Annotated in this window: 12 protein-coding genes; 4 read left to right on the plus strand and 8 right to left on the minus strand. The window is 66.5% G+C overall.

Annotated features, from left to right (window positions below; all coding sequences use genetic code 11):
• Positions 1 to 46 precede the first annotated feature (46 nt).
• From D7316_RS11830 to D7316_RS11845, 4 genes are read right to left on the minus strand one after another with little or no spacing between them, the layout of a single operon-like run.
• A complete protein-coding gene (locus D7316_RS11830) occupies positions 47 to 814 on the minus strand; it encodes an enoyl-CoA hydratase/isomerase family protein (protein ID WP_124708418.1) in 768 nt (255 codons plus the stop codon).
• Position 815: 1 nt separating this feature from the next.
• Positions 816 to 1,901 carry an acyl-CoA dehydrogenase family protein gene (locus D7316_RS11835; protein ID WP_124708419.1) on the minus strand — a complete coding sequence of 362 codons (1,086 nt, stop codon included), beginning with the start codon at positions 1,899 to 1,901 and terminating at the stop codon, positions 816 to 818.
• A complete protein-coding gene (locus tag D7316_RS11840) occupies positions 1,888 to 2,796 on the minus strand; it encodes an acyl-CoA dehydrogenase family protein (RefSeq protein ID WP_124708420.1) in 909 nt (302 codons plus the stop codon). Before D7316_RS11840 ends, D7316_RS11835 begins: the two co-directional genes overlap by 14 nt.
• Positions 2,774 to 4,204 (minus strand): class I adenylate-forming enzyme family protein, encoded by a 1,431-nt coding sequence (locus D7316_RS11845; RefSeq protein ID WP_124708421.1) that lies wholly within the window; start codon positions 4,202 to 4,204, stop codon positions 2,774 to 2,776. Before D7316_RS11845 ends, D7316_RS11840 begins: the two co-directional genes overlap by 23 nt.
• 129 nt (positions 4,205 to 4,333) lie before the next feature.
• Here D7316_RS11845 and D7316_RS11850 point away from each other — a divergent pair, with 129 nt between their 5' ends.
• Both D7316_RS11850 and D7316_RS11855 read left to right on the plus strand, forming a co-directional pair.
• The gene (locus tag D7316_RS11850) at positions 4,334 to 5,365 is read left to right on the plus strand and encodes a ferredoxin--NADP reductase (protein ID WP_124708422.1); all 1,032 of its coding nucleotides are present in this window, start codon (positions 4,334 to 4,336) and stop codon (positions 5,363 to 5,365) included.
• A gap of 96 nt (positions 5,366 to 5,461) precedes the next feature.
• Positions 5,462 to 5,788: a DUF4286 family protein gene (locus D7316_RS11855; RefSeq protein ID WP_124708423.1), complete on the plus strand. Its 327-nt coding sequence runs from the start codon at positions 5,462 to 5,464 to the stop codon at positions 5,786 to 5,788.
• Positions 5,789 to 5,827: 39 nt separating this feature from the next.
• Here D7316_RS11855 and D7316_RS11860 read toward each other — a convergent pair whose 3' ends face one another.
• Genes D7316_RS11860 through D7316_RS11875 form a run of 4 tightly spaced genes read right to left on the minus strand, consistent with a single transcriptional unit; the run spans position 5,828 to position 9,882 of the window.
• Positions 5,828 to 6,901 (minus strand): CaiB/BaiF CoA transferase family protein, encoded by a 1,074-nt coding sequence (locus D7316_RS11860; protein ID WP_269462496.1) that lies wholly within the window; start codon positions 6,899 to 6,901, stop codon positions 5,828 to 5,830.
• A complete protein-coding gene (locus D7316_RS11865) occupies positions 6,898 to 7,854 on the minus strand; it encodes an LLM class F420-dependent oxidoreductase (protein WP_124708424.1) in 957 nt (318 codons plus the stop codon). The genes D7316_RS11860 and D7316_RS11865 overlap by 4 nt, the downstream gene beginning before the upstream one ends.
• Before the next feature lie 49 nt (positions 7,855 to 7,903).
• Entirely contained in the window at positions 7,904 to 8,305 is a 402-nt protein-coding gene (locus D7316_RS11870) for a cobalamin B12-binding domain-containing protein (RefSeq protein ID WP_124708425.1), read from the minus strand.
• Complete coding sequence (locus D7316_RS11875; protein WP_124708426.1) at positions 8,305 to 9,882, minus strand: methylmalonyl-CoA mutase family protein; 1,578 nt, start codon at positions 9,880 to 9,882, stop codon at positions 8,305 to 8,307. Before D7316_RS11875 ends, D7316_RS11870 begins: the two co-directional genes overlap by 1 nt.
• A 73-nt stretch (positions 9,883 to 9,955) precedes the next feature.
• On the opposite strand from D7316_RS11875, the gene D7316_RS11880 reads away from it, so the two are divergent.
• Complete coding sequence (locus D7316_RS11880) at positions 9,956 to 10,675, plus strand: metal-dependent transcriptional regulator (protein ID WP_124708427.1); 720 nt, start codon at positions 9,956 to 9,958, stop codon at positions 10,673 to 10,675.
• A 55-nt stretch (positions 10,676 to 10,730) separates the two neighbouring features.
• A complete protein-coding gene (locus D7316_RS11885; protein ID WP_124708428.1) occupies positions 10,731 to 11,993 on the plus strand; it encodes an amidohydrolase family protein in 1,263 nt (420 codons plus the stop codon).
• Positions 11,994 to 12,144 lie beyond the last annotated feature (151 nt).

Here is a 12,144-nt window from a genome sequence, read left to right on the forward strand (position 1 = left end):
GCGGGTGCTGCGGCCGGACTCGGAAACTGCGGCCCGAACGGCCTGCTCAGTTCTTCGGTGCGGTGAGCCGCGCGATGGTCGCCCGGAAGTCGTCGGTCTGAAAAGACAGGTCTTCGGCGCTGTTCGCGTAGTCGAGGCTCGCGAGCACGGCACGTTCGAGGTGGATGTTGAGCATCCTCTTCGTGGACTCCACCGCCTGCTGCGGCAGTTCCATCATCTTCTTCGCACACCCGATTGCGTCCGACACCGAGTCGTCGGACACGTGATTGGCCAGCCCCAATGCCACCGCCCGCTCGGCAGAGATCCGTGTGCCGGTGAGCGCGAACTCCTTGGCCTGCAACAGGCTGATGTGCAGAGGCCAGGTCAATGGTCCGCCATCCGCCGCGACGAGGCCGACCTGGACATGCGGGTCGGCGAGGTAGGCGGCCGGATCGATGTACACCATGTCGCTCAGTGCCACCAGACTGCAGCCGAGACCGACGGCCGGCCCGTTGACGGCGGCGATCACCGGGACCCGGCACCGTGCCATGCCCAGAACCAGCTCGCGACCGTGCCGAATGGTCTTGGCCCGCAGGGTCGGATCATCGCCGAGCTCTTTGAGATAGCCGAGATCTCCACCCGCGGAGAACGCCTTGCCCCGGCCGGTGAGGACCGCGGCGCGTACCTCGTGATCCTCACTCAGCCGCGTCCAGAGCGTGGCCAGACCCGAATGCAAGGCGTCGTTGACGGCATTGAGCGACTCCGGTCGATTCAGCGTGATGATCCGTAGCGAACCTTCCGCGGCGACGTCGATCTCGTCGGGCATCCCGTACATGTCACACTCCCAATCCGAGCAGTCTCGATGCGATGATGTTCTTCTGGATCTGCGATGTGCCACCCATGACGCTCTGCGCACGGCTGTAGAGGTATGCACTCAACAGTTCCGGGTCCTCGGTGCCGCCGACGGACACCGCCGCGTGACCGACGGACTGGTCCACCCACGTCATCAGCAACTTGTCCAGCGACCCTTCCGAGTTGTGCGAGACGCCGTCGAGTTGCTCGGACAGTCGTCGTCGCACATGTAGCCTCAGCATCTCGGTCTGCACTGCAGCCCAAGCGATCTCCTCGGAGTAATCCTCGGATCGCCTGGCGAGTTGGCGGACGAGTTTGCCGTAACGCGCGACATACCCGAGCGTCGACGGCTCCCGCTCATGACCGACGACCGTCATCGCGAGCGCCCACCCCTCCCCGGGAGCACCGATCATCTGCTCTGCCGGGACGCGCGCGCCGTCGAACAGGACCTGACCGAACTCCGTGGTGATCCCGCTCATCATCTTGAGAGGGCGCTGTTGGATGCCCTCCTGGTTCATCGAGATGATGAACGCGGAGATGCCGCGGTGACGCGGCGCCTCGGGATCGGTGCGGGCCAGCAGCAGGCACCAATCGGCGACGTCGGAGTAGCTCGTCCAGATCTTGTGCCCGTTGATGACGTACTCGTCGCCCTCGCGGGTCGCCGTCGTCCGCAGCGACGCGAGGTCTGACCCCGCGTCCGGCTCGGAGAATCCCTGACACCAACGCTCGGTACCGTTGATCATGCCCGGCAGGAACCTCTCCTGCAGTTCAGGACTCGCATGCCGCCCCAACCCGTGCAACAGATACCCGAGACTGGGCCGCGGCGGCGCCCCGGCCCGTGCGAGTTCCTCGTCGAGAATCACGTCGTAGACCGGCGGAAGGTCCTGTCCGCCGAACTTCCCGGGCCACGAGAGGCCGAAGAAGCCGGCCTGATAGAGCGCCTGATGCCACTCGCCCTGGCGCGCCCAGTACTCGTCACCCGAGGTCGGGAAGTCCGTGGCGTGTTCGCCGAGCCACGCCCGCAGGCGTTCGCGGAATGCGCTCTCGTCGGCCGAGTCACGATAGTCCATGATCGATCTCCTTCAGAGTGACCGGGAAGTTCTCCGTCGACACCAGAACTCGTCGTAGGTGCACGTGGGCGAGGCACTCCCAGGTGTTGCCGATACCGCCGTGCACCTGGATGGCGTTCTCGCACACCGTTCTGGCCGAACGTGCGCAGTAGAGCTTGGCCATCTGCGCCGCCCCGACCGCGGCGCCCGGACCGAGTTCGTCGACCGCCCACGCCGCGTGCCGCACGATGCTCGCCGACCCCTCGAGCAGCGCGAGACTCTCGGCCAGCATGTGCCCCACGGCCTGATAGGAGCCGATCGTCTTGCCGTACTGCTCGCGCATCTTCGCGTAGTCACACGCCAGGGCCTGCGCCCCACGGGCCGCACCCAGGATGTCGGCGGCGGTCACCACCAGGGCGAGCGCCCGCCAGCGCACCGCGTCGTCCTCGCCGATGATCGCGATCGGCGATTCATCCATGGCCGCAACACCCTTGGCGATCCGGGTGAGATCCTGCGAGGGCAGGTCCGCACCCGCACGGCCCTCGTGGACGGACACTCCGTCCAGCGCGATCAGCCGGTCCAGGCCGGCGGCGTCGGGCGCGCGAGCACCGACGGCGATGGTCGCGGCCTCCTCGGCGTCACCGGTGTGCCGCAGCAGGTCGTCGGCCAACGTCGGACCGAGGAACGGCGCGTCGACCAGTCCTCTGCCGAATTCCTCCGCGACGATCGCGACCTCCACGCCCGTCGCACCATCCGAACGCAGGTTGCGCCAACCGGTGCGGTCGATCGTCACCGCCAGTCGGTCCCGACGTGCGGCGTCAGCGAGATCGGCCACCGATCCCGGACCGAGATCGTCCGCCAATTTGGCTGCCGCGTCGCGTAATTGCGCCTGCTCAGTTGTCAGTCGTACATCCATGGCTCTCCTTCGACAGTCTGTCCTTCAGCACCCGACGCAACACCTTTCCCGACGGAAGTCGGGGCACGTCGTCCACGAACGCGACGGCACTCGGCTTCTTGTACGTCGCCAGGGTGTTCGCGACGAGCTCGATGAGCTCGTCCCCGGTCACCGGCTCGGCGATCTCGACGGCCGCGACGATCCGTTCGCCGCCCACACCGTCGTCGACGCCGAAGACCGCGCAGTCGGCGACCGCCGGGTGCCCGTGCAACACGGCCTCGACCTCGGCCGGCGCCACCTGGAACCCGCGAACCTTGATCATCTCCTTGGACCGATCGATCAGTTCGATCCACCCGTCGGCGTCCACCGCGCCGACATCGCCGGTGCGATACCAGCCATCGGCGAAGGCCGTGATGTTCTCCTCGTCCGGGAGGTAGCCCGCCATGATCGACGGTGCCCGGAGCTGGATCTCGCCGCTGTGTCCCGGCGGCAGGACGGCACCGGTGTCGAGCGAGACCACCCTGACCTCGACTCCCTCGACCGCGCGTCCGACACGATCCAGACGCGCATCGTCGATCGGGTTCGTCGCGATCACCGGGATCTCGCTGGCTCCGTATGCGGGCAGCCATCCGATACCGGTCCGTCGGGTCACTTCTTCTGCGACACTCGACGTCACCGGCGTTGCGCCCCACATGATGTAACGCAGCGAGGACAAGTCGTACTGCTCGAGCCGCGGGTGGGAGGCCATTGCCAGGGCGATCGGCGCGACAGCCATCTCCACGGTGATCCGATCGCTCTCGATGTGGCGGAGCATCGTGTCGATGTCGAAACGCCGGTGCAGTCGGACCCACGCGCCCACGTCGAGAGCGGTGACGATGTTGAGCAATCCGAGGATGTGCGAGGGAGGCGTGAGGACCTGGAGGCGATCAGCGGCGGTGAGGTCGAGCGCGTCCCGCCAGTGTCCCACCGCGGCGTCGAGGGAGGCGTGCGTGTGGCGCACGGCCTTCGGCATTCCGGTAGTCCCCGAACTGAACACGAGGACGGCATCGTCGGAGGCGTTTGGTCCGTCGAATCCGCTCTCCGCGCTCACGCCGGTCGGCTCGATCGTGTCGCCGAGGTCGCGCATGGGCATCAATCCCGCCAGCACCGGATGGTCGCCGACCGCGTGGGTGACGCCCGCGATGTCGAGCGCATGGGATACCTCGGTGGTCTTCCACGCCGGACTGATCAGCACCACGGCGGCGCGCAGCCGCCAGATCGCCCGTATCGCCACCACGAACTCGGGACGATTCGACGACATCAGCGCGACGCGTGCACCGCGTGCGACCCCGAGCGCCGAGAGTTCACGAGCGAATCCGTCGGCCATGGCGTCGAGCTGCCGCGCGGAGAAGGCCTCGTCCTCGAAGGCCAGTACCACCGCCTCCGTCACCACACCACCCCTTCGACAGTTCCGGGCATCTCGATACGGATCGCTGACAGATGCACTTGAGAAGATCGTACCTCAGTGAGAGAATATAATTCTCTTACAGACAGAATCTCAATACCGAGAGGATGGACCGTGCCGCGACCTCCGCTGTTCCAGCAAGCGACCGTGACCCGGGTCGTCAAGGAAACCGACGACGCCCGCACCTATGTACTGGCCCCGGAGGTCGGACCGGTGACCTACAAGGCCGGGCAGTTCTGCACCTTCCGCGTGGCGGTCGACGGAGAGGAGCTCTACCGCTCCTATTCGATGTCGAGTTCACCCGAGGTCGACACCGAGTTGGCCACGACGGTCAAACGCGTGGCAGGAGGCCGGGTCTCGAACTGGCTGCTCGACAACCTCGGCGAGGGTGACGTCATCGACATCTCGCGTCCGGCCGGCCTGTTCTGCCTCACCGAGCACACCACCCCCCTGCTGGGTTTCAGCGGCGGCAGCGGGATCACCCCGATCTACTCGATCGCCAAGACGGCGCTCGCGACCACCGAACGCAGCGTGCGACTCCTCTGCGCCGACCGGGATCGGGAAGCGGTGATCTTCGACGCGGGGATCGCCGAACTGACAGACCGGTACCCCGGGCGGCTGACGGTCGTCCGGAGCCTCGATGAGCAGGACGGATTCGTCACCGAATCGGCCGTCCGCGACTTCATCGGCGACGATCTCGACGCCGATTTCTATGTGTGCGGGCCGGAACCGTTCATGGACCTCGTCGAATCGGTCCTCCCACCCAGCGGTTCGATCCACATCGAGCGTTTCGGCGCGGCCGCGGAATTACCTGTCGGCGATTCCGACGAGAGCGCGAACGTCGCACCGTCGCAGGCGGATACGACGGCCGTGCGCGGCACCATCACGATCAAGCTCGGCCGCAAGGAGGTCACCGTCGATCGCCAGCCCGGCGAGACGCTGCTGGAATCGGGACGACGCGCGGGCCTCACGCCACCGTTCTCCTGCGAGGCGGGCAACTGCGCCACGTGCATCGCCCACCTCGACGAGGGCACGGCCACCATGCGCGTCAACGACGCTCTCGAAGACGATGAGATCGAGGACGGATATGTCCTGACCTGCCAGGCGATTCCCGACGGGGAGACCACCGTCGTGCAGTACGAATGACCCGGCCGGCGCACCCGTCCGTCAGCACCCGAGTAGTCAGAACACCCGCATGGTCAGAACACCGAGTAGTCAGAACACCGAGAAGGAGACACACCCGTGGCGCGAGGCATGTTGATCGTAGAGAGCCGACCGAGTTCCGAGGATCGTCGAGACGAGTTCGATGAGTGGTATGTCGAGGTGCACATGCCGGAGGTCCTCGCTCTCGACGGGTTCGTCTCGGCACGTCGCTTCCGTCCCCTCGACGGCGACGGCCCGTATGTGTCGGTCTACGACATGGAGGGCGACGATATCGGCGCGATCGCGAAATCCATGTTCGCGCATGCCCGTAACGGAGGATTCCAGATGTCGGACGCGATGCAGTTCGATCCCCCGCCGGCGATGCGCGTGATGGAGTTGACGACGGATCTCGCACGCGCGGTGTGACCGCGTGTGCGTGACGAACGCATCGGCGGGTACGCCCTCTCAGCCCGCCGATGCGTTCATCTCGCCGAGCACCGGCGCGGGCGCGTAGTCGGGCACGTACCCATCGACACGTATCGGGCACCCGACGGCACGGCGGGTGCCGACGTCGACCACCGCCTCCGGGGTCGCGTCCAACGCCTCGGGCAGCGACCGCACGGCGGCGGCCGGGACACCCCATTTGCGTAGCCGTGTCTGCCAGTTGGCGGCGGTGTCGTGGGCGAGGGCCTCGCCGACGACAGCGATCACCTCGTCGCGGTTCGCCGCGCGTTCGGCCATCTGCCAGAACCCATCGATCCCCGCCTCCCCCGCGAACGACTTCCAGAACGCGTCGTGGGTGATGAACAGCGCGAGATGTCCTTCCGCAGTGGGGAACATCTGCGCCGGGACATAGAACGAATGCGCGCCCCGCGGGCGGCGCACCGGTTCCACGCCGTCGTCGAGATAGGCCGATGCGTGATAGTTGAGCTGCGACAACATCACATCGCGCAGCGAGACGTCGATCTGCCCGCCGCGACCGGAGATGACCTGGGCCAGCAGACCGAGAGCGGCTGTCAGACCGGTGGAGTTGTCCGCCGACGAGTAGCCGGGCAGGGTGGGCGGCGTATCCGGGTCGCCGGTCATCGCGGCGACACCCGTGGCCGCCTGGACCACGTAGTCGAAGGCCGGGTCGTCCCCGCCGGTCAGGCCGAATCCGGTGATCGCGACGCACACGATCCTCTCGTTGAACTCCCGCAACGATGCGTAGGTCAGCCCGAGTCGATGGATCGCCGACGGTTTCAGATTCACCAGCAGCGCGTGGGCACCCTCGACGAGTTCGCCGAGCGCCTCCCGCCCGTCACGAGCGGTGAGATCCAGACGTGTGCTGCGCTTTCCACGGTTGAGGCTGGCGAAGTACGTGTCACTCACCTGACGCGAGATCTCTCCACCGAGCGGCTCGATCTTGATCACCTCGGCGCCCAGGTCGGCCAGCATCATCGTCGCGTATGGCCCGGCGAGCATGGTGCCCACCTCCAGGATCCGGATTCCGGCGAGCGGACCGGCGCCACGTTGATCCGCGGCGGCGTCGGGGCTCACCGCAGTTCCTTCACCAGCTCTGCGACGACCTCGCGGGTGCGGTACTTCGATGCGACGAGTTCGTCGCGGGTGTCCCCGATCGGGAGCAGCCGCATCGACAGATCGGTCACGCCGGCGTCCGCGTACCGGCGGAACTGTTCGAGGATGGCCTCCTCGTCACCTGCCACACACAGGTCGCCGACGTTTCTCGCCTCGCCCTGTTCGAGCAGCCGCTGGTAGTTGGGTGAGTATTCCGCCTCGGCCAGAATGCGATTCGCGCGCTCGCGGGCGACGTCGACCTCAGACGGGCGGCACAGGCACACCGGCAGACCTGCCACCACCCGTGGCGCGGGCCGCCCGACGTTGTCGGCAGCCTTGGTGATGCGTGGCACGATGTGCTCGGCGATCGCACGATGGTCGGCCATCCACAGCACGGTGCCGTCGGCGCGCTCACCGGCGAGGTTGAGCATCACCGGTCCCAGCGCGGCCAGCAGGACCGGCACCTTGCGCACCGGGCCGAGTTCGAGCGGGTTGTGCACGGTGAACGAGTCGTTCTCGACATCCACCTGACCCGGCCCGGACAATGCCTGGTCCAGCACATCGAGGTAGTCGCGGGTGAAGCGCGCCGGGCGTTCGTAGGGCAGACCCAGCATGTCCTGGACGATCCAGTGATGCGACGGCCCGACGCCGAGGGCGAGTCTGCCCTCGGCCACCGCTTGCGCGGAAAGCGCCTGACGCGCAAGCGCGATGGGGTGTTGCGCCTGCAGTGGGACGACAGCGGTGCCGAGTTCGATCGTCGAGGTCCGCATACCCATCATCGTGACCGTGATCAGGGCGTCGAAGTCCGTGGGGACCTGGGGAATCCAGGCGGTGTCCATCCCCGCGGACTCCGCCCACTCGATGTCCTTGACCATGCGGCCGGCCTTACGGGCGGAGTCGCCCCGTTCCGGTCCGATCATCACTCCGACGCGCACGTGTCCTCCAGGTGTCTGACGATGTTCGGTGCGATGTCGTGCCCGGTGGTCACGACGTCGCCGAGGGGACGGTGAGGGCGCGGACGCCGGTCACGAGGTCTTCGAGCGGCGTCCCGGTCGGGAACACCGCGGCGGCACCCGCGTCGAGGAGCGTGTCGACATCCGACTGCGGGATGGTGCCGCCGACGATCACCGCGATGTCGCCGGCATCGGCGGCGCGCAGGGCATCCACGGTCCGGCGGGTCAATGCGACGTGCGCACCCGACAGAATGCTGAGGCCGACGACGGCGACGTCCTCATGCAACGCGATGGAGACGATGTCCTCGATCCGCTGACGGATGCCGGTGTAGATGACCTCGAAACCCGCGTCGCGCAGGGTCCGTGCGACGATCTTGGCTCCGCGGTCATGTCCGTCGAGACCGGGCTTGGCGACGAGTACGCGGGCGGTCATCAGAACACCACCGGCTGCGCGAACTCGCCCCATACGTCCTTGAGCGTCGACACCATCTCTCCGACGGTGCAATACGCGTTGGCGCAGTCGATCAGTCGATGCATCAGGTTCTCGTCTCCTTCTGCCGCCCGCGAGAGCGCGGCCAGTGTGTTCGCGACGTCGACGGCGTTGCGTTCGGCCTTGACCTTGGCCAGCCGTTTCAGTTGGGTCTCCCGCCCCTCGGGATCGAGCTCGTAGGTGGCGATCTCCGGCGCGGGTTCGTCGGCGACGAACCGGTTCACTCCCACCACGGGACGTTCACCACCCTCGACCTCCTGATGGAGCCGATAGGCCTCGTCGGCGATGAGACCCTGCAGATAGCCCTCCTCGATCGCGCGGACCATCCCACCGTGCGCCTCGAGATCGGCCATCACCTCGATGATCCGTTCCTCGGTGGCGTCGGTCAGCGCCTCCACGAAGTAGGACCCGCCCAGCGGATCCGCAACGCGGGCAACGCCCGTCTCGTATGCGAGGATCTGCTGGGTGCGGAGCGCCATCGTCGCGGACTCCTCGCTGGGGAGCGCGAAGGGCTCATCCCAGGCCGCGGTGAACATCGACTGGACGCCGCCGAGAACGGATGCCATCGCCTCGTAGGCGACGCGGACCAGGTTGTTCTGCGCCTGCGGCGCGTACAGGGATGCGCCACCGGCGACGCATCCGAACCGGAACATGGCGGCCTTGTCGGTCGCCGCGCCATAACGTTCACGGACGATCGTGGCCCAACGTCGGCGGCCGGCCCGGTATTTGGCGATCTCCTCGAAGAAGTCGCCGTGGGTATAGAAGAAGAAAGAGATCTGCGGCGCGAACTGGTCGATCGTCATCCTGCCGCGCTCGACCACGGTGTCGCAGTACGTCACACCGTCGGCAAGGGTGAATGCCATCTCCTGCACGGCATTCGCGCCCGCATCACGAAAGTGCGCGCCCGCGACCGAGATCGCGTTGAACCTCGGGACCTCCGCGGCACAGAACTCGATGGTGTCGGCGATCAGACGCAGTGAGGGTTCGGGTGGCCAGATCCAGGTACCCCGGGAGGCATATTCCTTCAGGATGTCGTTCTGGATCGTGCCGGTCAGCTTGGCCCGGGGTACGCCTTTGCGTTCGGCCGCCGCGACATACAGCGCCAGCAGGATGGCGGCGGTCCCGTTGATGGTGAAGCTGGTGCTGATCTTGTCGAGCGGGATGCCGTCGAACAGGATCTCGGCGTCGGCGAGTGTGTCTACCGCGCACCCGACCCGTCCCACCTCCTCGCCGTATTCCGGGTCGTCGGAGTCGTACCCACACTGTGACGGCAGGTCCAACGCCACCGAGAGTCCGGTACCGCCCTGCTCGAGCAGGTAGCGGTAGCGGCGGTTGGATTCTTCGGCGGTGCCGAAGCCCGAGTACTGCCGGAAGGTCCACAACCTTCCGCGGTAACCGGTCGGGAAGTTGCCACGGGTGAACGGGTACTCCCCCGGCAGCGGTTGCGCGGCGGAGTCGGGATTCGGGCCATAGGCGGTGTCCAGCGGGATGCCCGAGGCTGTTTCGGTCTGAGGTTCCATCAGCGGATACGTTACTTGCAGAAAATGAGAATGCCAATACCGTCACCGAGATTGCGATGCTATTCTGTGCAGCATGCGCCCAGCCAACACTGCTCTCGACGGCGGGCCGTGCGACCCGCTCGGCGAGCTGTCGGCGGCGGCACGCCAGTACCTCAAGGCCATCTGGGACGCCTGCGAGTGGGAGTCCGACCGCGTCACCACCACAGCGATCGCGCAGCGGGTCGGCGTCTCGCCCTCGACGGCGTCGGATGCCGTGCGGCGACTGGCGGACAAGGGGTTCGTCACCCATGAGCGCTACGGGACCGTCTCGCTCAGCACCCGTGGCGAGGCCGTCGCCGCCCACGTCATCCGACGTCTGCGACTCGTCGAATCCTTCCTCGTCGAGGAGCTCGGCTACGGCTGGCACGAGGTCCACGACGAGGCCGACAGCCTCGCCCACGCCGCATCCGACGAACTGATCGAGCGCATCGATCGGCGTCTCGGGCATCCGACCAGGGATCCGCACGGCGATCCGATCCCCGACGCCGGCGGCCGGGTCAGCGCACCCCGGTTACGCCCTCTGTCCTCATGCGACACCGGCGATTCCGGGACCGTTGCGCGGGTCGCCGATTCCGACCCGGCGATGCTCGAGTACTTCGGGTCCGCGGGCCTGACCCTCGATTCCGGCGTCACGGTATGTGCGAAGCGACCATTCGCCGGGACGATGCGTATTTCCGTCACAGGCTTCGCCGAGATGGAACTCGGCGACGTCGCGGTCCGGTCGGTCTGGTTGACCGCCGCCGACTGCGGGTGAACACCTACAGGGCCGGGCAGAACCGGCAACTCCACCAGCCACGAAGGAGAGAGTCATGAACATTGACGACCTGGTGCTGATCAGCATCGACGACCACGTGGTGGAGCCACCGGACATGTTCCTGCGTCACGTACCCGACAAGTACCGCGACCAGGCACCCGTCGTCGTGACCGACGACAAGGGCGTCGACCAGTGGATCTACATGGGCAAGCAGGCCGGGGTCAGCGGACTCAACGCCGTGGTGTCGTGGCCGGCCGAGGAATGGGGTCGGGATCCCGCCGGATTCGCCGAGATGCGTCCGGGCGTCTACAACGTCCACGAGCGCGTTCGGGACATGAGCCGCAACGGGATCTGGGCGTCCATGTGTTTCCCCACCTTCGCCGGGTTCTCCGCACGTCACCTCAATCAGCACCAGAGCGACATCACCCTCGTGATGGTGTCCGCCTACAACGATTGGCACATCGACGAGTGGGCAGGCGCCTACCCCGATCGCTTCATCCCACTGGCCCTGCTGCCCACGTGGAATGTCGACGCGATGTGCGCCGAGATCCGACGAGTGGCCGCCAAGGGCTGCCGGGCGGTGACCATGCCCGAACTGCCACACCTCGAGGGTCTGCCCAGCTATCACGACCTGGACTACTGGGGCCCGGTGTTCGAGACGCTGTCCGAGACAGGCCTGGTGATGTGCCTGCACATCGGCACCGGCTTCGGCGCCCTCAACCTGGCCAAGGATTCGACGATCGACAGCCTGATGGTGCTGGCCTCCCAGATCTCGGCCCTCGCCGCCCAGGACCTCCTGTGGGGTCCGGCGATGCGCACCTATCCCGACCTCAAGTTCGCGTTCTCCGAGGGCGGGATCGGCTGGATACCCTTCTATCTCGATCGTTCCGACCGGCATTACACGAACCAGAAGTGGCTTCGCCGCGACTTCGGCAGCAAGCTGCCCAGCGAGGTCTTCCGGGATCACTCACTGGCCTGCTACGTCACCGACAAGACGTCGCTGCTGCTCCGTCACGAGATCGGCATCGACAACATCGCGTGGGAGTGCGACTACCCGCACTCGGACTGCTTCTGGCCGGACGCCCCGGAACAGATGCTCACCGAACTCCAGGCCGCCGGCGCCGACGACTCCGACATCAACCAGATCTCCTGGGAGAACTCCGCACGCTTCTTCAACTGGAATCCGCTCGACAAGCACACCCGCGACGAGATCAACGTCGGCGCGCTGCGTCGTTCGGCAACCGACGTCGACGTGTCGATCCGGTCCCGCGACGAATGGAAGCGTCGCTACAACGAGAAGCACATGGCGCAGGCGTGACCCGTCGATCCACGTTCGGTGACCTCCGTCACTTCCTCCACGAGGAGTAGCGCAGAACATCCCGGGCGTTAGCGATGGCCCATTGACCGTTACCACGGGTCACAGTTACCTTCCCTTCACGGACTATGTCGACATACATACATAGTCCGAG

The sequence above is a fragment of the Gordonia insulae genome (assembly GCF_003855095.1).
GTDB lineage: Bacteria > Actinomycetota > Actinomycetes > Mycobacteriales > Mycobacteriaceae > Gordonia > Gordonia insulae.

What these genes read in the sequence shown, in the direction of transcription:
- D7316_RS11830 (WP_124708418.1), bottom strand. Translation starts at nt 814, where the DNA reads ATGTACGGGATGCCCGACGAGATCGACGTCGCCGCGGAAGGTTCGCTA.
- D7316_RS11835 (WP_124708419.1), bottom strand. Translation starts at nt 1,901, where the DNA reads ATGGACTATCGTGACTCGGCCGACGAGAGCGCATTCCGCGAACGCCTG.
- D7316_RS11840 (WP_124708420.1), bottom strand. Translation starts at nt 2,796, where the DNA reads ATGGATGTACGACTGACAACTGAGCAGGCGCAATTACGCGACGCGGCA.
- D7316_RS11870 (WP_124708425.1), bottom strand. Translation starts at nt 8,305, where the DNA reads ATGACCGCCCGCGTACTCGTCGCCAAGCCCGGTCTCGACGGACATGAC.
- D7316_RS11875 (WP_124708426.1), bottom strand. Translation starts at nt 9,882, where the DNA reads ATGGAACCTCAGACCGAAACAGCCTCGGGCATCCCGCTGGACACCGCC.
- D7316_RS11880 (WP_124708427.1), top strand. Translation starts at nt 9,956, where the DNA reads ATGCGCCCAGCCAACACTGCTCTCGACGGCGGGCCGTGCGACCCGCTC.
- D7316_RS11885 (WP_124708428.1), top strand. Translation starts at nt 10,731, where the DNA reads ATGAACATTGACGACCTGGTGCTGATCAGCATCGACGACCACGTGGTG.